General features: G+C 60.9%; 20 protein-coding genes. 12 read left to right on the top strand and 8 right to left on the bottom strand.

Annotated features, from left to right (window positions below):
• Positions 1 to 11: 11 nt before the first annotated feature.
• Positions 12 to 956: a LysR family transcriptional regulator gene (locus tag ACP15L_RS13545; protein ID WP_425084565.1), complete on the top strand. Its 945-nt coding sequence runs from the start codon at positions 12 to 14 to the stop codon at positions 954 to 956.
• Here the strand turns inward: ACP15L_RS13545 and ACP15L_RS13540 are convergent.
• From ACP15L_RS13540 to glmS, 5 genes are read right to left on the bottom strand one after another with little or no spacing between them, the layout of a single operon-like run.
• Positions 946 to 1,782, bottom strand: coding sequence for an HpcH/HpaI aldolase/citrate lyase family protein (locus ACP15L_RS13540; RefSeq protein WP_425084564.1), 837 nt, complete (start codon positions 1,780 to 1,782; stop codon positions 946 to 948). The genes ACP15L_RS13545 and ACP15L_RS13540 overlap by 11 nt on opposite strands.
• Positions 1,779 to 2,936 (bottom strand): CaiB/BaiF CoA transferase family protein, encoded by a 1,158-nt coding sequence (locus tag ACP15L_RS13535; protein WP_425084563.1) that lies wholly within the window; start codon positions 2,934 to 2,936, stop codon positions 1,779 to 1,781. Before ACP15L_RS13535 ends, ACP15L_RS13540 begins: the two co-directional genes overlap by 4 nt.
• The gene (locus tag ACP15L_RS13530; protein WP_425084562.1) at positions 2,933 to 4,180 is read right to left on the bottom strand and encodes a methylaspartate ammonia-lyase; all 1,248 of its coding nucleotides are present in this window, start codon (positions 4,178 to 4,180) and stop codon (positions 2,933 to 2,935) included. The genes ACP15L_RS13535 and ACP15L_RS13530 overlap by 4 nt, the downstream gene beginning before the upstream one ends.
• Before the next feature lie 15 nt (positions 4,181 to 4,195).
• Positions 4,196 to 5,662: a methylaspartate mutase subunit E gene (locus ACP15L_RS13525; protein WP_425084561.1), complete on the bottom strand. Its 1,467-nt coding sequence runs from the start codon at positions 5,660 to 5,662 to the stop codon at positions 4,196 to 4,198.
• 17 nt (positions 5,663 to 5,679) lie between these two features.
• Entirely contained in the window at positions 5,680 to 6,171 is a 492-nt protein-coding gene (gene glmS, locus ACP15L_RS13520) for a methylaspartate mutase subunit S (RefSeq protein ID WP_425084560.1), read from the bottom strand.
• Positions 6,172 to 6,427: 256 nt separating this feature from the next.
• Here glmS and ACP15L_RS13515 point away from each other — a divergent pair, with 256 nt between their 5' ends.
• The 5 genes from ACP15L_RS13515 to ACP15L_RS13495 are packed head-to-tail and all read left to right on the top strand — an operon-like array spanning position 6,428 to position 11,966.
• Positions 6,428 to 7,678 carry a sarcosine oxidase subunit beta family protein gene (locus ACP15L_RS13515; protein ID WP_425084559.1) on the top strand — a complete coding sequence of 417 codons (1,251 nt, stop codon included), beginning with the start codon at positions 6,428 to 6,430 and terminating at the stop codon, positions 7,676 to 7,678.
• Positions 7,679 to 7,689: 11 nt separating this feature from the next.
• The gene (locus ACP15L_RS13510) at positions 7,690 to 8,175 is read left to right on the top strand and encodes a pyridoxamine 5'-phosphate oxidase family protein (RefSeq protein ID WP_425084558.1); all 486 of its coding nucleotides are present in this window, start codon (positions 7,690 to 7,692) and stop codon (positions 8,173 to 8,175) included.
• Positions 8,169 to 8,459, top strand: a complete 291-nt coding sequence (locus tag ACP15L_RS13505; protein ID WP_425084557.1) for a sarcosine oxidase subunit delta — start codon at positions 8,169 to 8,171, stop codon at positions 8,457 to 8,459. The genes ACP15L_RS13510 and ACP15L_RS13505 overlap by 7 nt, the downstream gene beginning before the upstream one ends.
• Positions 8,456 to 11,410, top strand: coding sequence for a sarcosine oxidase subunit alpha family protein (locus ACP15L_RS13500; RefSeq protein ID WP_425084556.1), 2,955 nt, complete (start codon positions 8,456 to 8,458; stop codon positions 11,408 to 11,410). The genes ACP15L_RS13505 and ACP15L_RS13500 overlap by 4 nt, the downstream gene beginning before the upstream one ends.
• The gene (locus tag ACP15L_RS13495; protein WP_425084555.1) at positions 11,403 to 11,966 is read left to right on the top strand and encodes a sarcosine oxidase subunit gamma; all 564 of its coding nucleotides are present in this window, start codon (positions 11,403 to 11,405) and stop codon (positions 11,964 to 11,966) included. Before ACP15L_RS13500 ends, ACP15L_RS13495 begins: the two co-directional genes overlap by 8 nt.
• A 3-nt stretch (positions 11,967 to 11,969) precedes the next feature.
• Here the strand turns inward: ACP15L_RS13495 and ACP15L_RS13490 are convergent, their stop codons facing one another.
• Together ACP15L_RS13490 and ACP15L_RS13485 are read right to left on the bottom strand one after the other, a co-directional pair.
• Positions 11,970 to 12,977: a GlxA family transcriptional regulator gene (locus ACP15L_RS13490; RefSeq protein ID WP_425084554.1), complete on the bottom strand. Its 1,008-nt coding sequence runs from the start codon at positions 12,975 to 12,977 to the stop codon at positions 11,970 to 11,972.
• Positions 12,974 to 13,870 carry a LysR family transcriptional regulator gene (locus tag ACP15L_RS13485; RefSeq protein WP_425084553.1) on the bottom strand — a complete coding sequence of 299 codons (897 nt, stop codon included), beginning with the start codon at positions 13,868 to 13,870 and terminating at the stop codon, positions 12,974 to 12,976. The genes ACP15L_RS13490 and ACP15L_RS13485 overlap by 4 nt, the downstream gene beginning before the upstream one ends.
• Positions 13,871 to 13,977: 107 nt before the next feature.
• Between ACP15L_RS13485 and ACP15L_RS13480 the strand changes: the two genes are divergently transcribed.
• The 6 genes from ACP15L_RS13480 (at position 13,978) to ACP15L_RS13455 (ending at position 21,513) form a co-directional block, all read left to right on the top strand.
• Entirely contained in the window at positions 13,978 to 15,426 is a 1,449-nt protein-coding gene (locus tag ACP15L_RS13480; protein ID WP_425084552.1) for an aldehyde dehydrogenase family protein, read from the top strand.
• Entirely contained in the window at positions 15,426 to 16,400 is a 975-nt protein-coding gene (locus ACP15L_RS13475) for a membrane dipeptidase (protein ID WP_425084551.1), read from the top strand. The genes ACP15L_RS13480 and ACP15L_RS13475 overlap by 1 nt, the downstream gene beginning before the upstream one ends.
• Before the next feature lie 75 nt (positions 16,401 to 16,475).
• Entirely contained in the window at positions 16,476 to 18,023 is a 1,548-nt protein-coding gene (locus ACP15L_RS13470) for a BCCT family transporter (protein WP_425084550.1), read from the top strand.
• A gap of 93 nt (positions 18,024 to 18,116) precedes the next feature.
• Positions 18,117 to 19,808 carry a hypothetical protein gene (locus ACP15L_RS13465; protein WP_425084549.1) on the top strand — a complete coding sequence of 564 codons (1,692 nt, stop codon included), beginning with the start codon at positions 18,117 to 18,119 and terminating at the stop codon, positions 19,806 to 19,808.
• Complete coding sequence (locus ACP15L_RS13460; protein WP_425084548.1) at positions 19,805 to 20,455, top strand: DUF3726 domain-containing protein; 651 nt, start codon at positions 19,805 to 19,807, stop codon at positions 20,453 to 20,455. The genes ACP15L_RS13465 and ACP15L_RS13460 overlap by 4 nt, the downstream gene beginning before the upstream one ends.
• Positions 20,456 to 20,505: 50 nt before the next feature.
• Complete coding sequence (locus tag ACP15L_RS13455; protein ID WP_425084547.1) at positions 20,506 to 21,513, top strand: Ldh family oxidoreductase; 1,008 nt, start codon at positions 20,506 to 20,508, stop codon at positions 21,511 to 21,513.
• A 94-nt stretch (positions 21,514 to 21,607) separates the two neighbouring features.
• On the opposite strand, the gene ACP15L_RS13450 is transcribed toward ACP15L_RS13455, so the two are convergent.
• Positions 21,608 to 23,650: an FAD-dependent oxidoreductase gene (locus ACP15L_RS13450; protein ID WP_425084546.1), complete on the bottom strand. Its 2,043-nt coding sequence runs from the start codon at positions 23,648 to 23,650 to the stop codon at positions 21,608 to 21,610.
• Between the last annotated feature and the right edge of the window lie 50 nt (positions 23,651 to 23,700).

Below are 23,700 nucleotides of genomic sequence, written 5' to 3'. Positions count from 1 at the left end.
CAGGAGCCGCAATGCCGCCGACTTCGGACAAGATCACCCTGCGCCAGTTGCAGATATTTCTGGTGGCGATCGAGACGCGTAGCTTTGTGCGAGCGGCTGAGCGCCTGTCACTGACCCCGCCTGCAGTGTCGATGCAGATGAGCCGGTTGAGCGAGGAATTCGGCGCGCCGCTGTTCGAGAAATCTGGCCGCTCGGTGATCCCGACTGAGGTTGCCACCGCTTTGGTGCCCTACGCTGAGCGCATGACCGAAACGCTGGCCGAGGCGGTAGATGTTGTGCAGATCATGCAGGGCAAGCTAGACCACCGGGTTCGGGTGGCCATGGTGACCACTGCGCGCAATTTCGGCCCACATCTGCTAGCGCAGTTTCAGCAGGAACACCCGGAATGCGATCTACAGTTCAAAATCGCCAACCGGCGCAGCGTGATCGAGATGCTGGATACCGATCAGATCGACCTTGCGCTCATGGGGCGCCCGCCGCGCCGGTTGGAGACGACGGCGCATCAATTCGCCAAGCACCCCTATGTGTTGATCGGCCACCCGGATCATCCGCTGGTGCGCTCCAGCCGCATTCGCCGCTCAGACTTGCCCGCCCATCAGTTCCTCGTGCGCGAACGCGGATCGGGCACGCGGATGGTGCACGAGTTCTTTTTCTCGGACTCCGGCCTTCCGCAGCCGAAGGCGCAGGAAATGGATAGCAACGCCAATATCAAACAGGCGGTGATGGCGAATATGGGGCTGGCCTTTATCTCGGCGCACACGATTGCGCTCGAGGCGATGGCCGGAAAGCTGAAGATTCTGAACGTCGAGGGCATGCCCGAATTCCGTGACTGGTTCGTTCTGCACATGCGGTACAAACCTCTGCGCCCGGCGGCGCGGGCGTTTCGGGATTTTGTGGATCAGAAAGGCCCTGCCTTCATGGCCGATTTCTTCAAAGACGCCGGGATTACAACATAGCCTGCGCGCGCGCCACGATGGGCGGGTCGATCATCTTGCCGTCCAGCATCACTGCGCCAAGTCCCTGTGCCACAGCCGCATCAAACGCCTGACTCACACGGGTCGCATGGTCAATGTCCGTAGCGCTGGGGGTAAAGGCGGCATTCACCATGCTTACCTGCCGGGGATGGATGCACATCACGGCGTCGAAACCGATGGCGCGGCCCAGGGTGACGCTGTCACCAAAGGCGTCCATGTCCTTGATCTCTGCGATGCTGCCGGGCAGGCCAATCGCGCGTAGACCGGCGCTTTTGGCCTCAAGAACAAGTGTTTGAGCCGGTGCTTGCAGCGCCTCGACCGACGGCGCATGGCCGCAATCGGTTGAAAAATCCTCGGTCCCGAAGGCCAGCGCGGTCAGGCGGGGAGTTGCTTTGGCGATGTCCGCCCCGTTTTGCAGGGCCTGCGCTGTTTCGATCAGGGCAATCAGCTTGATCTGGCCGTCGGGCATTTTCGCCTGGCGTTCCAGCATCGACAGGTAGTCATCCACCAGACGCAGATGATCGGCCCCGATGACCTTGGGCAGCATGATCGCCTCGACGCCCGGCAGGATTGCGGCTTCAAGATCGCGGACGCATTCGCCCAAATCTGCGTTCACCCGGATTGCGACTGTCATGCCATGCTGTTTCAGCGCGCCAACGGCGTCAGCCAGCCCATCGCGTGCGGCCTGTTTGTGGTCGCGCGGCACGCTGTCTTCCAGATCCAGCAGGATCGCATCTGCCCCCCGCTCATGCGCGCGGGCCACCAGTTCAGGTCGGTGCGCAGGTGTGAACAGATAGGACCGGATCATGCGGCGGCCGTCTCGGCGAATTCGGACCGAATGGTATCGGTATGTTCGCCAAGCGCGGGCACACGGCCAAAGCGCGGTTTTTCCGGATCGAAGCTGTGGCGCACAGGGGCGGCGACCAGATGCGCTTCATCCCCGTTTTCCAGTGTGACCGGCGTTCGGCGCAGCTGCGGATGTATGGCAAAGGTGCCAACCGAGTTCACGGCCCCATAGGCGATGGCTGCTGCGAACAGCTTGCCTTCCAGCTCGTCCCGGCTGTGGAGGGCAAAGAACCCGGCGACGATGGCATCCAGTTCGGCACGGTTGGAGACCCGTTGGGCCGCGTCGCAGAACCGGGGATCGGTTGCCAGATCGGGCTGTCCGATGACATCGGCGCAGAGGCGTTTCCACTCGCGTTCGTTCTGGATCGAGATCGCCAGAACCTCATCATCCTTGGTGGTAAACCCACCATAAGGCGCGATGGACGGGTGATGCAGACCGACCGGCTGAGGCGCTTTGCCCGCATAAACCGTATGCATTAAAGGCACGGTCATCCAATCGGCTGCAGTGTCGAAAAGGGACAGCTTCACCGCGCTGCCTTTGCCGCTGATGCTGCGCGCGATCAGAGCTTTCTGTATGCCGATGATCGCGTTCATGCTGGCACCGATATCGCAGACCGAAACGCCAATCCGACCGGGATGACCGGGCGCGCCGTTGACAGAGACCAGCCCGCTTTCGCATTGCACCAGAAAGTCATAGGCCTTCATGTCGCTATAACGCCCATCCTCGCCATATCCGCTGATATCGCAGGTGATCAGGCGGGGGTTGCGTTTGCGCAGGACATCCTCGCCAAACCCGGCGCGGGCGATGGCGCCGGGGGCGAGGTTCTGGATGAACACATCCGCCTCGTCCAGAATACGGTGCAGCAGAGCGGCATCCTCGGGGTTCTTGATGTCCAGACACAGGCTTTCCTTACCGTGATTGGCCCAGACGAAATAGGACGCCGAGCCTTTCACTGCGCCATCGTACTTGCGGGCGAAATCACCGGTGTCACGCTCTATCTTGATGACGCGCGCGCCGCCTTGGGCAAAGTGGCACGACGCGAGGGGGGCAGCGACGGCCTGTTCCAGAGATACGACCAGTAGGCCTTCGTAGGGTTTGAGTTGGGTATCGGTCATGCGGCAGCTCGTGTGTTCAAAAGCGCAAGGGTGCGGTGCATTTCGTTGGCGACGATGGTCATGCCTTCATCAAAGCCCATGCCGGGTTTGACCAGCACGCGGTCGGGGCGGGTGGCCATGGCGGCGTGCAGACAGGCGCGGGCCGAGATGTCGGTCTCGTTACAGGTGCCGCCCTGATACGCGGCGACACCGTTGGCTTTGCAGTAGAGAACCGCGTCGACCGTATTGTGCAGCGATCCCAGATCGGGGGTCTTGATCTGAACCATGTCACAGCAATCGGCGTCGACGAAATCGACTACGTCCTGATAGGTGTTGCACCATTCGTCTGCCACGATTTTCACGTTGCTGCCAAGCGCCCGCAGCGAGGCACGGATGTCGCGCAGCAGGGTGATCTGCCAGTCTTTTGAACCCGCATCCGCAGGCCCTTCGATATACAGATCAAACGGGGCGGCGCGTTGTTCCAGCGTTGCCAGATAGTTGGCGATTTTCACCGCGTCGTTGTCAAAGATCATGCCGACCGTGCCGTAGACATCGATATGCAGCACCGGATGATAGCTCTCAACTGTGCGCAGATCCTGAATGCGGCGCGACAGCCATGTGACATATTCGGCCAGTTTCCCGCCCGTCTGGCCCAGTTTCTGAGGGATGTTGTTGATCAGGCCGTGGGGCAGGGCGTCGACCTGTTTCAGCACCATCTTGTCAACGGCCTCATAGCGGTTGTCGCCGCTCTGCCCGAACAGGCGCAGAGGGGCTGCGATGGGTTCAAGCCCCCATTCGTCGCAGATGACCTCGAATTTCATCTTGCCTTTGGCAATCGAGGCCGCCGACAACAAAGCCTGCGACAGGCCATAGCGAACAGCGGTGTGCAAAGGTTGGCCGTCCACAATCAGCGCGTCGAAGAACTCCGCGCTTTCACGGAAGCTGCGCACATCATGCCCGATCAACTGCGGCGTCAGATGTTCCTGCAGGAAAGGAATGACAGAGGAGGTCAGAAACAGCGGATCGCGCCCGGCGGCCCCGGAATATTGCACGGCCGCGCAGTCGCCCTCGGCGATCTGGCCGTTTTCCAGCTCCAGCAGGATCGAGACGCTTTCCCCATATTGCCGGACGCGGGCAAAGCCGTCGGTCAGGGCCTGCCCGCAATAAACGAACCCGTCCTGCTTGGCCCCCTGTTTGATCGCCGCCTGATCGTCGAAATAGTACGAGGCCAGCCCCGGCGCGAAAACAACGTTCTTGATCTTCATGACACTCTCTGTGCGTTAAGCGGCAACCGAGGGCCGACCGATGAGTTTACTGGCCGAGATGGCGCGGACGTCGTCGACCACCATGTCAAAGGACACCTCGCGCCCCTCGGACCTTGCGCGTTCCGCGATGCGGTCCCGGTGAAAGGCCATGACGTCCTTGGGCAGCGGCACATTTCCGGTCTCGAAAATCCGCAGCGCGCCGTGGTTGTCGCGTACCGGTGTCAGTTTGCCCGCGTTCCCGATGGCGGGGGCGAAGGGGATATCCATGACGCCGGATTCAAAGGCCAGAACAGCTCCGCGCGCGATGTCGCCTTTGCCCAGTTTCAGAACGGCGCGCATGACGGCGTGAACCTCGGCCTCGATCACCTCGACCTCGGTCAGGATTTCGTTGCCGTCATTGCGGTTCTGGTCCGCGATCATGTTCACCATCTGGCGGGTCGCCTTGAGCCCAGCCTGGTTCGCCTCAAGCGAGGGGATGCCACTGGCCTCATGCGGTGTCTTCACGATGATCTTGGTGGCCCGCGCCTGCTTCGCGGCCAGTGCACCCAGACAGATTACGGCGGTGGCCTTGGCCTCATCCTCAGGGAAGCCGCCCATCCACTGATGGAACACAGTGGTCAGCTGGTAGTCGTCATAGCCCGCGTTCTGGAAATAGTGGTGCCCCAGCCGCCGCAGTGACCGCAGCGCGGCGACGTCTTGCACCAGATTGCCCGCCTGACCGTAGCCCAGCGTGATACAGCGCACGCCTTGTTCCAGCGCCAGCAGACCTTCGATGATGGCAACCACATGCGAGACAAAAGGCGGTACCAGCGTCCCGGTCAAAGGGCCAAACGGTTCGCGGTTGATGCGGATACCGTGTTCTTCGAACCGGCCCACCAAGCGGTCGCAATATTGCCAATGGCGGATCGATTGCTCCAGCGGAATGTTCTTTGCATAGGGGATGTTATAAGAAATGCCGCCGCCCTCATAGGACGAAAAACCCGAGCTGAGCGTGACCTCAGCCAGCAGGCGCGCATCCGGTGTGCCGTGACGGACCTGAATGGGTTTTGAGACGGTCTCGACCAGCCGTGTGCAGCCTTCAACGCCATGGTTAACCGCCGGAAATCCGTTCAGCAGCGAGGTGCCCGCCGCGCGGGACCGGTCGATGCCATCCTGCGCCTCGTCATAGCGGTTGTGGCGCGTATAGGCGTCAATGGTGGTGGGCAGCACATCGCAATAGGGGGCCAGCCCCTCCATCAGCGCGGTGTGTTCGCGCTGCAGCGCAACGCCCGCACGGGGTTGCAGCAGAGTCTTGCCGGTTTCATCCGCATCCGCCAAGGCTGCCGAGAACCGCTTTTCCGAGGGCAGCGCATGCTGACGGGCAAGGCCCGCCTCAAAATCCACGTCGGCACCGGTGTGCCAGGATTGCAAAACGCCCTCACGCTCGGCGTCGAAAACGGAATCAGGCAGCTTGGAATTCGTGATTTCTAGCGTACCGGTCATGTCACCATTTGCCTTTGCTAGATTGCGGCCCAGTCGGAGAACCCAGATGCGAAAGCGCCCGAGTTGTGGCCGAGGTTTGGAAGGCGGTTCATGTCGATGTCGTCTTTCAGCAGCGCCACGACCTCGTCGATATTGGCCGAGGCTGGGAAGACGCGGTCATAGCCCATCTCTTTGAAACGGGTGACTACGGTCGCGAAATCCTGTTTGCCGATTACGAGGTTGCCACCGACATAGAGTAGGATGTTCCCGATCCCAGCAGCCTCGCACCGGTCGCGCAGGCCCTGGCAGTCGATCTCACCGTGCCCGTAGATGGATGAGACAAGGATCGCATCGGCTTTTTCAGCTAGGGCCGCGGCGACGAATTCGCTCTGGCTGACCATGACGCCGAGGTTAGCGACCTCGATCCCGGCCCGTGTCAGCAGGCTATCGAGGATCTTGTTGCCTACGGCGTGGCAATCTGCACCGATCACTCCCAAAACGACTTTATGCGTGGTGCTGGCGTCGAACATGTCTCGCTCCTCCTGTGTCGCGCTTTGGGGTGTCGTAGCCGTGATTCTAAAAACGGTAAAGAATAATGATGAACAATAAAAAACAGTTAAGTAAAAGTTACCTAATGTGCATCAGGCCACTGTTAGAGCTTGAAACGTCAAAACGGCAACACTCTGATGGCATCTGTCGCATCTGAGATAGCTTCTGTCCGAAATCGACACTGAAAACGGGGGCAACCTGGGTGCATAAAGTAAGCTGCAACGAATAGGAGCCTACATGCGATTCTCGGCGCTGCGACTTTTCAAAGAGGCCCTGACCGGCCACAAGGGCTGGGGTCCGCAATGGCGCGACCCTGAGCCTGCGGATGCTTATGACTATGTGATCGTGGGCGGCGGCGGCCACGGACTGGCCACGGCCTACTATCTGGCCAAGGAATTCGGTGCCGCGCGTATCGCGGTACTGGAAAAAGGCTGGATCGGCGGCGGTAATGTGGGTCGGAACACGACGATCATCCGCTCAAACTACCTGCTGGACGGGAATGAGCCATTCTACGAGTTCTCGCTGAAGCTGTGGGAAAACCTCGAACAGGACTTCAACTACAACGCCATGGTCAGCCAGCGCGGTATTTTGAACCTGGTCCACACCGATGCGCAGCGGGACGCGGCGCGGCGGCGGGGCAATGCGATGATCCTGAACGGATCGGATGCCGAGCTGCTGGATACCGCAGGCGTCCGGGCCATGTACCCTTTCTTGAATTTCGATGACGCCCGGTTCCCGATCAAAGGTGGCCTGCTACACCGTCGCGGCGGCACGGTGCGCCACGACGCGGTGGCGTGGGGATACGCACGCGGCGCGGATATGCGCGGCGTGGATATCATTCAGAACTGCGAGGTGACGGGTTTCCGTATTGAAAACGGCAAGGTTCTGGGGGTCGAGACTACCCGTGGCTTCATTGGGGCCAAAAAGGTCGGTGTCTCTGTTGCGGGCAGTTCCAGCCGTGTGATGGAGAAGGCAGGAATGCGCCTGCCGATTGAGAGCCATGTGTTGCAAGCTTTCGTGTCCGAGGGACTGAAGCCATTCATCGACGGCGTCATCACCTATGGGGCGGGGCACTTCTACTGCAGCCAGTCCGACAAGGGTGGTCTGGTCTTTGGTGGCGACATCGACATGTACAACACTTACGCCCAACGCGGGAACCTGCCCGTGGTCGAGGATGTGATCGAAAGCGGCATGGCGCTGATCCCGGCACTTGGGCGTGCGCGTCTCCTACGCAGTTGGGGCGGGATCATGGATATGTCTATGGATGGCTCTCCGTTTATCGACAAGACGCATATCGACGGGCTCTATTTCAATGGTGGGTGGTGTTACGGCGGGTTCAAGGCAACGCCAGCCTCTGGCTATTGCTTTGCGCATCTTTTGAAAACCGACCGTCCGCATGAAACCGCTACGGCCTACCGGCTGGATCGGTTCATGACCGGTAACATGATCGACGAAAAAGGGCAGGGCGCCCAGCCGAACCTGCACTGAGGACCATCGCCATGATCAACAAGTTTGCACGCGATCTGATCGAAAACTGGCATCTTGGCTTTGTCGCCACAGCGGATGCCGAAGGGAACCCGAATGTCTCGCCCAAGGGTACGTTTGTGACCCATGATGATACCACGATCAGCTTTGCAGAAATGCGGTCTCTGGACACTCTGGCCAATATTGCGGTGCGTCCGCAGGTCGAGGTCAACTTCATCGACATCCTGACCCGTCGGGGCGTCCTGATCCAGGGTGAGGCCAGCTATGTTCCGCGCGACGATGCGCGCTACCCGTCGCTGCGCCCAGCCTATACCAACCGCTGGCCCGAGCTTGAGCCGATGTTTTCGGGTTTCGTGGTCATCAAGGTAACGGCGTGCAAGCCTCTGGCCACGCCCGCTTATGACATGGGCGTCACCAGCGAAGAGCTGCGCGCCAAGTGGATGCAACGCGTTCGCGACATCAACATCATTCACAAAGGGTCGGAGGTCGAAGCATGCTGATCAATCACCCCTTGCTTGGCCCGCGCGACGCTCAGGAGTTCACCTATCTGGGCGATGCCTCGCTGATCAATCGTCCCGATTGGCAGGCCGAGGACGCGGCGCAAGCGTTTCACGACTATCTTTACCTGCGAGACAACCCGGCGGGCGAGCATCGTGAGCTTTGGTATCACGAACAAGGCGACCGGTCGTGGCTGGTGGTCACACGCAACACGCTGACCCACGAAATCCTGAAGGTCGAACTGGCCCGTGACGTGGCCAAGGCGGCAGGGAAGGCGGCACAATGACTCAGAGCAATCGACTCAATGGCGGGCTGATCAACCGCGACGCCAGCCTCAGCTTCACCTTCGACGGCAAATCTTATCAAGGCTATGAGGGCGACACGCTGGCTTCGGCCTTGCTGGCCAATGACGTGCGCCTGATGGGTCGTTCGTTCAAATACCACCGCCCGCGCGGCCCGCTGACTGCGGGCAGCGAAGAGCCGAACGCCTTGGTCGAGCTGCGCTCAGGCGGGCGGCAGGAGCCGAACACCCGCGCCACCTTGGCCGAGCTGTATGACGGCCTGAGCGCCAATTCCCAGAACCGCTGGCCGTCGCTGGAACGCGACTTCATGGCGATCAATGACCGGTTCTCGAATTTCCTGACCGCTGGTTTTTACTACAAGACCTTCATGTGGCCCAAGGCGTTCTGGGAAAAGCTTTATGAACCGATCATCCGCAAGGCCGCCGGTCTGGGTAGCCTGACAGGTGAGGATGATCCCGACCTCTATGACAAGGGCTTCCTGCATTGCGATCTGCTGATCATCGGCGCAGGTCCGACCGGTCTGGCGGCGGCGCTGACCGCAGGACGAGCGGGCGCTCAGGTCATTCTGGCCGATGAAGACTTCCGCATGGGAGGGCGTCTGATCGCTGAGACTGGCGCTTTGGCCTACATCTCCGGCGCGGACTGGGTCACGCAGGCTCTGGCCGAACTGGCGTCGATGAACAACGTGCGGGTCATGCCACGTACAACTGTCTTTGGGGCCTATGACCATGGAATCTATGGCGCGGTTGAACGCAATGCGGATCACCTTATCGCGCCTAAGGCGGACAAACCGCGCCAGACCTTGTGGCGCATCTACTCCAAGCGCGCGCTGATCGCGACCGGGGCCATCGAACGCCCCATCGCTTTTGAGAACAACGACCGGCCTGGCATCCTACTGGCCGGGGCGGTTCGGTCCTACGCCAACCGCTGGGCGGCGACGCCTGCGCAATCGGTTGTGGTTTTTGCCAACAATGACGACGCGCACCAGACGGCACGCGATCTGATTGCGCAGGGGATTAAGGTCCCGGCCATCGTTGATACGCGCCGAGATGCTGCGGATGTGGAGGGCACCGAGGTTCTGAAAGGGGCCGAGATCATCAACACCTCGGGACGCTTGGGTTTGACCTCGGTCCAGGTGCGCACTGAGAAAGGATATACAACGGATATCTATTGCGAGGCGTTGGCGATGTCCGGCGGCTGGAACCCCAACCTGGGCCTGACCTGTCATCAGCGCGGTCGCCCTGTCTGGAACGCGGATATCCACGCCTTTGTTCCGGGCGACGGCCTGCCCGTCGGTCAGATCGTAGCAGGCGCGGCCAAGGGTGAGATGACCACCGACGCGGCGCTGCAGGGCGGTGCGGCGGCGGCTGTGGCCGCTTTGGGTGATCTGGGGATCACGGCATCTCCCGCTGATCTGCCCGCTGCAGCCGATGCGCCGGTCTCGATCAGCCCGTTCTGGCACGTCAAAGGCGCAAAACGCGCATGGCTGGACTACCAGAACGACGTGACCGTCAAAGACGTCAAGCTGGCCCACCAAGAGAACTTCACCTCGGTCGAGCATCTTAAGCGCTATACCACGTTGGGCATGGCGACCGATCAGGGTAAGACCTCGAACGTGGGTGCCTTGGCGGTGATGGCGGAACTAACGGGCAAGTCCATTCAGGACACTGGCACAACCATCTTCCGCCCGCCTTACACGCCGGTGGCGATGGGGGCCTTTGGTGGCCGTGCAGTGGGCAAGGATTTCCACCCGACCCGCCTAACGCCCAGCCACAAATGGGCCGAGGAACAGGGCGCCGTGTTTGTCGAGGTCGGCAACTGGCTGCGCGCCCAATGGTTCCCGCGCAAGGGCGAAACCCATTGGCGCCAATCGGTGGATCGCGAGGTGCTGCAGACCCGAAACTCGGTCGGTGTGTGCGATGTGACGACGCTGGGCAAGATCGACGTGCAGGGCGCGGATGCTGCGGCGTTCCTGAACATGGTCTATTCGAACGCCTTCGCCAAACTGCCCGTGGGCAAGGTGCGCTATGGCCTGATGCTGCGCGAGGATGGCATCGCCTATGACGACGGCACCGCCGCGCGGTTTGCGGAGGACCATTTCGTCGTGACCACCACCACCGCCAACGCGGTTCTGGTCTATCGCAACATGGAATTCGTCCGCCAATGCCTGTGCCCGGATATGGACGTGCAGCTGATCTCGACCACCGAGGCCTGGGCGCAATATGCCGTGGCCGGTCCCAACAGTCGCAAACTGCTGCAAAAGATCGTGGACCCCGAGTTTGACATCTCGAATGAGGCGTTCCCCTTCATGGGTTGTGGCGAGATTACCGTCTGCGGTGGCCTGCGGGCACGGCTGTTCCGGATCTCGTTCTCGGGCGAGCTGGCCTATGAAATCGCGGTGCCCACGCGCTATGGCGATGGGCTGATGCGCGCGCTGATGGAGGCGGGCGAAGAGTTCAACGTGATGCCCTACGGCACCGAAGCCTTGGGCGTCATGCGGATCGAAAAGGGCCACGCGACAGGCAATGAGCTGAACGGCACGACCACGGCTCTGAACCTTGGCATGGCGCGTATGGTCAGCACCAAGAAGGACTGTATCGGCAACACGCTCAGCCGTCGGGAAGGGCTGAATGCCCCGGACGCGCTGGCTCTGGTCGGTCTCAAACCGGTGGACGCTAAGGACAGCGTGCCTGCGGGCGGGCATCTGATGAACGCCACCGGCCCGGTCGATGCAGCCCATGATCAGGGCTATGTCACCTCGGCCGCCTATTCGCCGATCCTGGAAAGCTCGATCGGGTTGGCATTTGTCAAAGGTGGCTCTGACCGGATGGGTGAAAAACTGCGTCTGGTGAACCCGCTGGAAGGCCAAGAGGTCATGGTCGAGATTGTCAGCGCTCATTTCGTGGACCCGGAAGGGGAGAAGCTTCGTGCATAAACTGAAACCCATCACCCCGCTGGGCGGCGACACGCCGCGTGTCGATACGGTCGGTTCGATCACGATCACCGAGGTCGTGGATCAGGCGCTGGCGTCGGTCGCGGCCCGCAACGATCAGGCTGGTGCCGTGCAAAAGGCGCTGGCCGACAAGATCGGTCTGAGCGTGCCCGAGGTGGGCCAATCCGCTCAGGCCGCACCCTATGCCGCGCTCTGGATGGGGCCGGAGCAATGGATGGTCATGGCCCCGCATGACAGTCACGAATTGCTGGCCGCCGAATTGAAGCAGATCGTCGGTGACACCGCATCGGTCTCCGAGCAGACGGATGGCTGGTGCCGGTTCGACGTGCAGGGCGCGGGTCTGTGCGATTTGTTCGAACGGCTCAGCAACGCGCCGGCCCGCACGATGGGGTCGGGCACGGCGATCCGAACCACGGCGGAGCATCTGGGTGTCTTCCTTTGGCGTCTGGCCGAGGATCACATGGCCGTTCTTGGCCCGCGCTCTTCGGCGGCGTCGCTTCATCACGGCCTGTTGGCCGCCGCGAAATCTATCACGTGAAGCTTAGCCCGAGGGCAGCACATCGTCGCTGCCCACCCGCATCGAGTTCTTGGCACGCCGGTCGCTGATCGGCGTGACCCCGAACGTCTCACGATAGTGCCGCATGAAGGCGCTGGGCGTGGCGTAACCGACCATATAGGCGACCTCGGCAATTGGGTCGTTCGTGTACAGCACCAATTGCCGCGCCTGGTTCATTCGCATCCGCCGGTAATAGGTCAAAGGGCTGTGCCCTGTCGCCTTTTTGAAGCTCCGCTCCAGTGACCGCGCCGAAAGGCCCACGGCATCGGCGACTTCGCTGATCTGGATGGGGTTTTCGATATGTTCTGCAAAGTGCTGAATGGCCTTTGCGACTTGCTTGGGCAAAAGATCCTGACTTTGCGCGGTTGAGATTGCGGGCACCTTTTGCGTAACGGTCCCGCTGCGAATGAAGGGATGCTGGAACCAGCAGGCGACCTCGGCCATGACATCACCGCCAAGCCGTTTTTCGATTAGGGCCAGCATGTGATCGAACACGGCAGAGGCGCCCGAGATTGTGCTAAACGCCCCTTCTTCGCAGATCACCGTGCCGTGGATCGGGATTTCGGGAAATTCGGCCTGAAACGCGGCCTCGTAGCACCAATGCACCGACAGCGGGTTGTCACCTGTCAGCCGGGTGCGGGCAAGGGGGAAGACGCCGCCGCTGATTGCGCCGATATGGGTTTTGTTGCGCATCAGGCGCTGAAGGGCCGCGTTCGCCTTGGAGGGGTTGTCGAACACGCTGTTCGGGCTTGAGGCAAACAGCAGATGCGTCAGGGATTGGGCGTCGGCCAGGGTGTAGTCGGGGAAAAAGGTGACCCCGGCTGAGGATTGGATCGGTTGGTCTTGCTCCGCAATGACATGCCAGCTGAACGCCTCCTGCCCCGAGATCTCATTCGCCGCGCGCAGCGGTTCGATGCAGGATGTCAGGCATGCCATCGGGAACCCTGGAAAGATCAGGATGCCCAGCGAAATTTTCTCGACCTGATCTTTCATGAGCGTTGCTCTTTCACTAGGTCCTCGACAGTTTCGAGGATGTCATTTTCCAGTCTCCGGGCAGCGGGCGACAGCGCAGAATCAGCCTTGCGTATCAGGTGAATTTGCCGTTTAGCGGTCTTATCCGCCAGAGGGCGGAACACCAGATCGGATTGCCCGGCCGAAATTGCCGCCATCTCAGGCAGAAGTGTGACCCCGATCCCGGCCCGGACCATGCCCAGAATAGAGGTGATGTTATGTGCCGAAAACCGAGAGCCCGCGTGCAGTTTTTCCGCCTCGGGCCCGGGGATGCTTTCGGACAGGCTGTTGGCGATCAGCTGCTCATTCTCAAGCGCGTCCCAGTCGATGGGGCCCATTTCACTGGCTAGTGGGTGGTCCGGGGTCAGCAGCACGCCGAACCTGTCGGTCAGCAAAAGCTGACTGTGCAGGCCCGACCCGTTCCCGCGCAGTGTCGCGATGCCGATATCAATGCGCCCCCGCGACAGCTCGTGCAGGACGGACTTGGAATCCATGTCGCGCAGTTCCACCCTCACTTTCTCGTAAGCCTTTGTATTTCTGGAAAAAACGCGTGGTATGATCGTGCCTGCCACCGATGGAACCGTCGCAATTCTGACATGTCCCATACTGGCATCGGCAAAGTTTTCGATGGCCCGAACCGTATTGTCGAAATGCTGTAATTCCAGTTGCGATTGCTCGAACACGAACTCACCCAATGCGGTCAGCTTGTTCTTGCGGTCCGTCTCAAACAGCGGTTCGCCTAGATGTGTCTCAAACTGCTTGAGCATCATTGATACCGCCGACGGGGTGCGTTTCAGGACAACGGCGGCGTCGGTCAGGTTGCCAGTGCGGGCAACCGCGACAAAGCCGCGAAGCATTTCGATCTTGAGCGTCATGTTGGAAGCTTCAAACTTTCTGAAGTAAACTTCAATAATTTTAGTTTGATTGATTGTCGAAAAAGAGTCCATACCCGCTCAGCAAATTCTCTATGGGGCAAACGGCTATGGCTGACATTCAAAAGAACCTGATTGCTGGTGAGTGGGTCACCGGTGAATATGAGATCGAAAACCGCAACCCATCGGACCTGAGCGATCTGGTCGGCATGTTTGCACAGGCCAGCGCGGATCAGCTTGAGGCAACATTGGATCAGGCGCGTGCTGCTCAGCGGGAATGGGCCGCCTATGGGCTGGAGCGCAAGCAGGCCGTTCTGAACGCGATCGGCAATGAGCTGATGGCCCGCGCCGAGGAACTGGGCACGCTGCTGAGCCGCGAAGAGGGCAAGCCGCTGGCCGAAGGCAAAGGCGAAGTGTTCCGCGCCGGTCAGTTCTTCACCTACTACGCCGCCGAATGCCTGCGTCAGATCGGTGAGAACGCGGATTCCGTACGCCCCGATATCGAGGTCGATGTCCGCCGTGAGGCCGTGGGCGTTGTGGCCATCATCAGCCCGTGGAACTTCCCCACTGCGACCGCGTCTTGGAAGATTGCTCCGGCGCTGTGCTATGGCAACGCGGTTGTCTGGAAGCCTGCCAACATCACCCCGGCCTCGGCTGTGGCACTGACGGAGATCATCAACCGTCAGGATATCCCCAAGGGTCTGTTCAGCCTGGTCATGGGTTCGGGCCGCTCCATCGGTCAACGTCTGGTGGAAAGCCCAAAGGTCAACGCGATTTCCTTCACCGGGTCGGTTCCGGTCGGTAAGGGTATCGCCGCTGCCGCCATCCAGAACCTGACCAAAGTCCAGATGGAAATGGGATCAAAGAACGCTCTGGCCGTTATGGACGATGCCGATCTGGATCTGGCGGTAACGCTGGCCCTCGGCGGTGCGTTCGGTGGCACCGGTCAGAAATGCACGGCCTCATCCCGGCTCGTGATCCACTCTGCCATTCATGACGCCTTTGTCGAAAAGCTCGTTGCGGGTGCGCAGGCGATGAAATTGGGCCACGCGCTGGAAGAGGGCGTTCAGATGGGTCCCGTCGTCAGCCAACAGCAACTGAGCGAGAACCTCGCCTATGTCGATCTGGGCAAATCCGAGGGCGCAGAACTGGCCTGTGGCGGTGCGCGTCTCGAGATGCCGCATGACGGCTACTACATGTCGCCCGGCGTGTTCCTGAACACCACCAACGACATGGCGATAAACCGCGAGGAAATGTTCGCACCGCTCACCAGCGTCATCAAGGTTGGCAGCTATGACGAAGCGCTAAGCGTCGTCAACGACACCAACTTTGGCCTGACCTCTGGCATCGTGACCACGTCGCTGGCCCGCGCCACCCATTTCCGCCGCAATGCGCGCACCGGTGTTGTCACCGTAAACCTGCCCACCGCAGGCACCGATTATCACGTGCCCTTCGGCGGCCGTGGCGACAGCTCCTACGGTCCGCGTGAGCAGGGCAAGGCGGCGGCCGAGTTCTACACCACGGTCAAAACCGCCTATATCAGCGCAGGCCCCGTCTGATGCTGATCGACTGCTTGCAATATGTGAACTGGTCGGAAAAGGTCTTCCGCCAGTTGCGCGAAGGGGGCGTGGACGCGATCCACGTCACCATCGCCTATCATGAGAACTTTCGTGAAACGGTATTGAATTTCGAACAGTGGAACCGCTGGTTCGAACAATACCCGGACCTGATCATGAAAGGGCAGTGGGCCAGCGACATCGACAAAGCTCGGGAAACCGGCCGGACAGCAGTATTCTTCGGGTTCCAAAACCCAAGCCCGATGGAAGACGATATCGGCCTGATCGAGATCCTGCACACGCTAGGCGCGCGGTTCATGCAGCTGACCTATAACAACCAGTCGCTGCTGGCGACCGGCTGCTATGAGGCTGAGGATTCCGGCATCACCCGTATGGGCAAACAGGTCATCAAAGAGATGAACCGCGTGGGCCTTGTGATTGACATGAGCCACTCGGCCGACCGCTCGACCATCGAAGCGGCCGAGATCTCGGAACGTCCCATCGCCATCACCCATGCGAACCCCTATGACTGGTCGCCCGCCCTGCGCAACAAGCGCGACGCGGTGATCCGTGCAGTGACGGAAAACGGCGGCATGCTGGGTTTCTCGGTTTACCCGCACCACCTGAAAGACAAGTCCGAGTGCACGCTGGAAAGCTTTTGCGAGATGATCGCGCGCACGGCCGAAAAATACGGTGCGCAGCATCTGGGGATCGGCACCGACCTGTGTCAGGACCAGCCCGACAGCATCGTGGAATGGATGCGCGTAGGTCGTTGGACAAAGGAAATCGACTATGGCGAAGGCTCTGCCTCGGCCCCCGGTTTCCCACCCATGCCGGGTTGGTTCAATGACAACCGTGACTTCGGCAACATCCGGGCAGGCCTACGTGCCACCGGCATGAATGACGATGAGGTTGACGGGATCATGGGAGGCAACTGGTACCGCTTCTTTGACGAGAACTTCAAACCGCTCACCTGATGCAGGTCAGCTAAACGACGAAGCTATGGCCGTATTCCAAAAAGAAACGGTCTGACTACTATTAACGGAGGAGAGATGTCTGAGGCATCTTTGAACACTGCCCCTGTACAGGAAAGCCGGGTGAACAAACCACTTTTCCTGATCTCTGGCGGTTTTATCGCGCTGTTCTGTGTCGCGGCCCTTGTCGATCTGAACGCCCTTTCGGGTGCTGTGGATTGGGGATTCAATGTCGCGGCCACCTATTTTGGCCTTTACTGGCAGGTGCTTCTGCTCGCCACCTTCCTGATCGGCCTGCTGCTGTGCGTACTGCCCGGTGGGCGCGCCATCATGGGCGGCCTGGCCGCGCCCGAGTTCACCACCTTCCAGTGGGGCTCGATGGTCATGTGCACGCTGCTGGCCGGTGGCGGCGTGTTCTGGGCGGCGGGTGAGCCGATTGCCCACTTCCTGTACCCCGCGCCGCTTTATGGTGTCGAAGGTGTAACGGCCGAGGCCGTGAACCCGGCCATCGCCCAGAGCTTCATGCACTGGGGTTTCCTCGCATGGGCCATTCTGGGGTCGCTGACCACGGTCATGCTGATGCACTACCACTATGAAAAGGGCCTGCCGCTGGCACCGCGCACGCTGCTCTACCCGGTGTTCGGCGACAAGGCGATCAACGGGCCGATTGGCCTGATTGCGGATGCGTCCTCGATCATCGCTGTGGTTGCGGGCACGGTTGGTCCGATCGGCTTCCTGGGTCTGCAGGTGAGCTATGGTCTGGCCGATCTGTTCGGCTTTTCGGATACATTTGCCCTCCAAGCGACCGTGATTGCCGGGCTGGCTGCGATTTACACGATCTCGGCCATGACCGGTCTGTCGCGTGGAATTCAGGTTCTGTCCAAGGTCAACGTGATCCTGGCGGCTTTCCTGCTGCTGTTCGTTCTGATCGCAGGGCCGACCGGGTTCATCTTTGGCTCGTTCTTCTCGGGCTTTGGCACTTACGTGGGCAACTTCTTCCAGATGGCACTCTATCGGGGTGAGGCCGGTCTGTTCGGCGAACCCGGCTGGCTGGGCTGGTGGACCGTGTTCTTCTGGGGTTGGTTCATGGGCTATGGCCCGCTGATGGCAATGTTCATTGCGCGGGTGTCGCGCGGTCGTTCGATCCGGTCGATCATCATCATGCTGTCGATCATCGCGCCGATCGTGACCAACTTCTGGTTCACCATCATCGGCGGCACCGGCATATCGATGGAGCTTGAGAACCCCGGCACAATCGCCACCGCGTTCGAAGGCTTCAACCTGCCTGCCGCCCTGCTGGCAATCACCAACAACCTGCCGATGGGCTTCGTGATCTCGATCCTGTTCCTGATCCTGACGACCATTTTTGTTGCTACCACTGGCGACTCGATGAGCTATGTCATCTCTGCGACCATGAGCAACGAGAACAACCCACCCGCAGCGCTGCGCGTGTTCTGGGGCATCGCGATGGGCCTCATGGCCATCATCCTGATCTCAGTTGGATCAGGCGGTGTGTCCAAGCTGCAGAGCTTTATCGTGGTGACCGCTGTTCCGGTGTCTCTGATCTTGCTACCGTCGCTTTGGGATGCGCTGCGCATCACGCTGGCGAAGGGCAAAGAGAGCTAAGCGATCCAGGCTGGGCCGGGCAATCCGGCCCGCCAAAATGCCTGAAGGTTTCAGGAGAAGACCAGATATTAGCACTTGAGGAGGCACAACCGAATGACAGACGTTTCCCGTCGTGATCCGAACATGGTGATGCGCCTTGCCCGTCTTGGCTCCATGCATCAGTCGCGCCTTTCGTTCATGCGTATCCTGACGCGACGACTGGCTCGGGAAAACTGGCGGTTTGAAAAAACTGCGTTCGAGATTGACAGCACCGGCGTTGGCCATGCCGTCTACACCGCGCATGGGCCCGAACGGTCCTATTCCCTAATCGCCTATGCCCATGATCTGCCGCCCGAGAAACGTTCGGATCGGGTGATCGCCGAGGCCTGGGATGCTACCTTCACCTTGTTTGACGGTGTGCCGACCGACGCGGATATCGAGCGTCTTTTGCACAATATCCCCGTTCAGGAAGCTGGGCGTGTCACCGGGTCTGAACTGTCAGTGTCCCGCGCCAACCGCTCCGTGCGTTTGTGGGAGCATGTGGTGAGCGAACTGGCTGAGGGTCGCCAGCCCTCGACCGAGAAGATTGACGCGGTGGGTTACCTGATGCGGACCACTGCAGTTTACGGGTCCGGCAAGCTGGGCGCTGCGGATCGTGAAATGATCGCCGACCGTCCGGAATTCCGCGCTCCGTTCCAGGTTGAGATGCTGTCGGTCTACCTGACCCGCTGGTTCGTGACCGATCTGGTGCAATATATGGCTGATACCCGCGCCGCGGCCAACGGCGCACAGGCCGCGAAGCTGGATGCCGGGATCGCGCGCTCGATGGGGATTGGAAACTCGACCGGTCTGGGTATGGCGCCGTTCTTGCTGAACCATCCGGTGCTGTTCAACAACTGGATGGCGGCGCGCGAAGGCGCGATTCAGGTCGTGCGCGGGGTTGAGAAGGCCAGCGATGCGGAGATCGCGGTGTTCCGTGATGTGCTGCTGCGCAATATGCAGATCGTCGAGACCTGGCAGTCCGAACACCCGATCCAGATCGAAAAACTCGCCGCCCTGCGGGACGATATCGCCAAGCTGCAGGACTATCTCTCCAGCGCGGATCTTGGCGCGGATCACCCCTGGGATGCGCTCTATTCCTGGGCCGAGCAGTCACTGACCCTTGAGGGTCAAGAATGGATTGCCTCGCTGATGCTGGAACCCTATGGGGAACTGGTCGACGCCTTTGCCGAAGGCATGGCAGCCGACAATACCGCCACGTTCCGCATCGCCGGGGCGATGAAGATCGGCGATCTGCGGGCGCTGCTCAAGGATATCTACGGCTGGGCCATTGAGACCGATTGGGCGACACCCGCCAGCAAAGCGCGCGCCTGGTATGTCTCGGAAGAAAAGCTGGAGCCGCGTCTGGGTGAACGTTTCGAGGAACCGATCGAGGAATACGAGCAGCCATTGGCCCCCGGTCGGGATGCCGCGCAGCTGTTTCAGGCGCTGGCCCATTGGTCGGATGATGCGCAGGTTGCTGATTTCCTGTTGCGCCACCCCGAACACCGCCACGTGCTGCGCCGCGTTCAGATCGTAGGGCGCGCGCCCTATGCCGAAATCCGCGACAACACGATCTCAGACCGGGTGCTGCCTATCGACATGCTGCGCTGCAAGCTGTCCTTCTTCGGGGCGACCAAGTTCGATCCCCGCTCGGACCGTTGGGTGCGCATCTGCATGTATGGCAACGCGCCACTGCCGCATGAACTGACATCTGAAAACGCCGATTTCTGGGTTTTCCCGGAACTTGAAGGGGCCGCTGCATGAGCCACTCTCTGAACGAAATCGAGGCCATGAGCAAACGCGCTGCGCGCGGTGCAGGCTTGTCCTGGGGTTTGGCGGAAGAGGCCGCCAAGGGAACGCGCTGGCTGTCGGCCTTCGGGTTTTCGGGCGCCGAATTGCTGGCCGACCTGTTGGAGATGAACGATCGTATCCCGTCGATCGATGTCTCGCCTGTCTCGCTGAGCGCTGAGATTTGGCATGCGCCCACGCGCCGGATGAGCCCGCTGATCGCCGGGGCCTCACTTAGCGATTGTGCTGTTCGTCTGATGGATCGCGGCTCGATCACCATGGAGAATGTCAGCCTGCCCTTGTTGGCCGTTCCCTTCATGGGAGGGGCTGCGCTGCGTTTGGGCGTTCCGGTTGCGGCCGAATGGCAGGGGGCGCGTCTGGCGACGGATGGGCGGCAGATCTGTGTTCAGGCCACGCCCGAGGCGCTTGAGACCCGTCACGCAGACAAGATGGTCTTCAGCGCGCCGGCCGAGATGACAGGCCGCCGCGAGCCGGTCCTGCGCGCCGAGGTGTCCGACGTTGACTGGAACAGGCTCGGCGCCTTTGCCCACCGCACATTCGCACCCGCGACCGAAGAAAGCCGCTTGCGCGGTGCTGGCGCGGGCCTCAGCGACAACGACTGAAACTTCGCCCCTTGCGAAAAGGGGTACATAGATACGAACGGAAAAGAAGAATGACCGCCACCGAAACCCTGAGTCTAGCCGAGATCGAAGATCTGGCCTTCCGCGCTCTTGTCAAAGCCGGGACATCCGAGGAAAATGCGCGCCCTCTTGCCGTTGCGACAGCAATGACTGAAGCGGATGGCGTCGCCTCGCACGGGTTGGCCTACATCCCGATCTATGCGCAGCACGTGGAATGCGGCAAGGTTGACGGAGCCGCCAAGCCTATCGTTGCCCAGCCGCGCCCTGCAGTCGTCACAGTGGACGCGGTCACCGGGTTCGCCCACAGCGCGATTGATCTGGGGTTCGAAAAGCTGATCCCGCTGGCGCGCGAGCAAGGTGTTGCGGTTCTGGCCATCAACAACTCGTATAACTGCGGCGTTCTGGGTGTGCATACCCAGCGTCTGGCGCAGGCAGGCCTGATGGGGATCGGTTTCACCAACGCGCCGGCCTCAATCGCGCCGTCGGGTGGGGCAAAGCCGGTTGTCGGCACCAACCCGTTCTCGATCTCGGCCCCCGATGCGGATGGAAACGCGGCGCTTCTGATCGACCAGTCCGCCAGCACCATCGCCAAAAGCGAAGTCATGAAACATGCCCGCGAAGGCAAGCCCGTACCAGAAGGCTGGGTTTTGGACGCGGACGGCCAGCCCACCACAGACCCTGAGGCTGGCCTAAAGGGCTCCATGGTCCCATCGGGCGACTACAAAGGCGTAGGAATTGCTTTGACGGTTGAACTGATGGCCGCCGCGATGACCGGCGCAACGCTGGGTTCGGTCGCCAGCCCGTTCTCGGGCACCGCGGGTGGCCCGCCTAAAACAGGGCAGTTCTTCATAGCGATTGACCCGCAGGCGACCTCGGGCGGAGCATTCCAAGAGAAGCTGGGTGAACTGATTGCCGCGTTCCGCGACCAAGATGGCGCGCGCCTGCCGGGCGACGGCCGCCACACCTGCCGCGAGCGGGCGGCAACCGAAGGCGTTGCCGTAAACGCGGCACTGCTGGAAAAAGTGCGCGCGCTTCTCTGAGGTGACATCGCTGCGGAACAGAGATTGACCCGAGCGCGCTGTGCGCAGCGACTCTAAAGGTCGATCGGATACCACTAGGCCTAGAAGTCCTGCGTCAGAGGTCTTTCAACAGGCGCAGGGCATCGTAGATCGCCGCGTGCGTGTTGCGCGCGGCGATGGCGTCTCCGATACGGAACAGCTGGAAGCGGCCCTCTGGGTTCGCAACAAGGTTTTGCGGCTGGCCGTTGATCAACGCGTCATGATCGACCTGTCCCAGATTTGAAGACAGGGGCTTGAGGTCGAAATACAGGTCGGCATTCGGCAATGTGCCATAGTTCAGAATGATCTGATCATAGGGCCGGTCCTGCAATTTTGCGCTGTAGTCTGATCCGATCTCGGCGATCAGGCTGTTCCCGTCTCGCCGGACGCCCTTGAGGCGGCGCGCCACGGTCAGAGTCACGTCCTTGTCTAGCAGGTTGGTCAGATACGGCGTGAGGTTCAGCCCCATCACATCGGGGGCAAAGCTGCGGTCAGGGGCCATGATTTCGACCTGCGCTGTGTCTGCGGCAATCTCGGCGGCTTGCAGCCCGGCGTGATCGCCAGCCTCATCAAAGATCAACACATCGCCACAGGCTTTTACGTCACCCGACAGAATGTCCCACGAGGTGATGACATGTGGCAGATCCTCCATCCGTTCATACAGCCGCATCTGAGGCAGCCCGCCAGTGGCCACGATGACCAGGTCCGGGTTCAGGGCGGTGACGTCCTCGGCCTCGGCCCAGGTGTTGAAATGAAAACGCACATCCCGTGCGGCGCATTGGGCCATGCGCCAGTCGATGATCCCAATCATCTCGCGCCGCCTTTGGGACTGTGCGGTCAGACGTATCTGCCCACCGGGGTCCGAGGCGGCCTCGAACACCGTCACGTCATGACCACGGGCGGAAGCAACCCGCGCGGCCTCGAGCCCGCCGGGGCCGGTGCCGATGACCACAACCTTGCGCGGGGTCTTAGCCACAGGGATCAGATGCGGCATCGTCAGCTCGCGCCCGGTTGCGGCGTTGTGGATACACAGCGCCTCGCCGCCTTCGTAAATACGATCGAGGCAGTATGTGGCCCCGACGCAGGGCCGGATATCATCCTCGCGCCCCTCGACGATCTTTTGCACCAGATGCGGGTCGGCCATATGGGCGCGCGTCATGCCGACCATGTCCAGACGCCCCTCGGCCACGGCATGGCGGGCGGTGGCAACATCCGGTATGCGGGCGGCGTGGAAGGTGGGCAGGCCGATCTCGGCCCGCATCCGGCCCGCGAAAGCCAGATGCGGCGCAGCGGGCGACCCCTGCAACGGGATCACCTTTGACAGCGCGGCATCACTGTCGATCCGCCCGCGCGTCAAGTTGAGGAAATCGACCAGCCCCTCATCCCTGAGAAGACGCGCGATGCGGAACCCTTCTTCCTCACTCACGCCGCCGGGGGTGGTTTCGTCCATCGAGAAGCGAACACCCAGAAGGAAGTCTTCACCCACCTTGTCGCGCATGCGGGCCAGAACCTCACGTGCGAAACGGGTGCGGCTTTCCAGCGTTTGTGGGCCATACGGCCCCTCAAGTTCGTTCGTCAGCGGGGACCAGAACTGGTCGGGCAGGTGACCGTAGCACTCGATTTCCAGTCCATCCATGCCGCCTGCCTTCATGCGTTCGGCCGCATCGGCATAGTCCTGAATGACCCGCGCGATGTCCCAATCCTCCATGAGTTTGGGATTTAAGCGATGCGCGGTTTCGTGATGATGCGTCGGTGCGACCGAGGGCAGCCAATCCCCTTTGCTCCAACCGGTACGGCGGCCCAGATGGGTCAGCTGGATCATCACTGCGCAGCCGTGATCGTGCAGCTCGTCCGTGAGGTTTTTGATCCAAGGCACCACCTCGTCACGATAAGCCAAAACGTTGTTGAACGCCGGAGGGCTGTCTTTGGACACACAGGCCGATCCGGCCGTCATCGCCAGCGCAACACCGGCCTTGGCGCGTTCCGCATGATAGGCGCGGTAGCGATCCTTGGGCATACCGTCTTCGGGATAGGCGGGTTCATGACTTGTGGTCATGATCCGGTTGCGCAGGGTGAGGTGCTTCAACTGGTATGGCTGCAGAAGTGGATCGTTGCTCATTGCGATGCTCCCACGGCAACTGGTGTATTCAGAGAAAAAGGACCTGTTCG

This window comes from Ruegeria profundi (assembly GCF_049800715.1).
GTDB lineage: Bacteria > Pseudomonadota > Alphaproteobacteria > Rhodobacterales > Rhodobacteraceae > Ruegeria > Ruegeria profundi_A.
This window is presented reverse-complemented; position numbering and strand designations above follow the sequence as displayed.

Bases quoted from the DNA above. Each gene is read 5' to 3' on its own strand.
- ACP15L_RS13460 (WP_425084548.1), top strand. From the start codon at position 19,805: ATGAGCCACTCTCTGAACGAAATCGAGGCCATGAGCAAACGCGCTGCG.
- ACP15L_RS13500 (WP_425084556.1), top strand. From the start codon at position 8,456: ATGACTCAGAGCAATCGACTCAATGGCGGGCTGATCAACCGCGACGCC.
- ACP15L_RS13515 (WP_425084559.1), top strand. From the start codon at position 6,428: ATGCGATTCTCGGCGCTGCGACTTTTCAAAGAGGCCCTGACCGGCCAC.
- ACP15L_RS13450 (WP_425084546.1), bottom strand. From the start codon at position 23,650: ATGAGCAACGATCCACTTCTGCAGCCATACCAGTTGAAGCACCTCACC.
- ACP15L_RS13470 (WP_425084550.1), top strand. From the start codon at position 16,476: ATGTCTGAGGCATCTTTGAACACTGCCCCTGTACAGGAAAGCCGGGTG.
- ACP15L_RS13530 (WP_425084562.1), bottom strand. From the start codon at position 4,180: ATGAAGATCAAGAACGTTGTTTTCGCGCCGGGGCTGGCCTCGTACTAT.
- ACP15L_RS13475 (WP_425084551.1), top strand. From the start codon at position 15,426: ATGCTGATCGACTGCTTGCAATATGTGAACTGGTCGGAAAAGGTCTTC.
- ACP15L_RS13490 (WP_425084554.1), bottom strand. From the start codon at position 12,977: ATGAAAGATCAGGTCGAGAAAATTTCGCTGGGCATCCTGATCTTTCCA.
- ACP15L_RS13505 (WP_425084557.1), top strand. From the start codon at position 8,169: ATGCTGATCAATCACCCCTTGCTTGGCCCGCGCGACGCTCAGGAGTTC.
- ACP15L_RS13455 (WP_425084547.1), top strand. From the start codon at position 20,506: ATGACCGCCACCGAAACCCTGAGTCTAGCCGAGATCGAAGATCTGGCC.
- ACP15L_RS13485 (WP_425084553.1), bottom strand. From the start codon at position 13,870: ATGACGCTCAAGATCGAAATGCTTCGCGGCTTTGTCGCGGTTGCCCGC.
- ACP15L_RS13510 (WP_425084558.1), top strand. From the start codon at position 7,690: ATGATCAACAAGTTTGCACGCGATCTGATCGAAAACTGGCATCTTGGC.
- ACP15L_RS13535 (WP_425084563.1), bottom strand. From the start codon at position 2,936: ATGACCGATACCCAACTCAAACCCTACGAAGGCCTACTGGTCGTATCT.
- ACP15L_RS13540 (WP_425084564.1), bottom strand. From the start codon at position 1,782: ATGATCCGGTCCTATCTGTTCACACCTGCGCACCGACCTGAACTGGTG.
- ACP15L_RS13545 (WP_425084565.1), top strand. From the start codon at position 12: ATGCCGCCGACTTCGGACAAGATCACCCTGCGCCAGTTGCAGATATTT.
- glmS (WP_425084560.1), bottom strand. From the start codon at position 6,171: ATGTTCGACGCCAGCACCACGCATAAAGTCGTTTTGGGAGTGATCGGT.
- ACP15L_RS13465 (WP_425084549.1), top strand. From the start codon at position 18,117: ATGACAGACGTTTCCCGTCGTGATCCGAACATGGTGATGCGCCTTGCC.
- ACP15L_RS13480 (WP_425084552.1), top strand. From the start codon at position 13,978: ATGGCTGACATTCAAAAGAACCTGATTGCTGGTGAGTGGGTCACCGGT.
- ACP15L_RS13525 (WP_425084561.1), bottom strand. From the start codon at position 5,662: ATGACCGGTACGCTAGAAATCACGAATTCCAAGCTGCCTGATTCCGTT.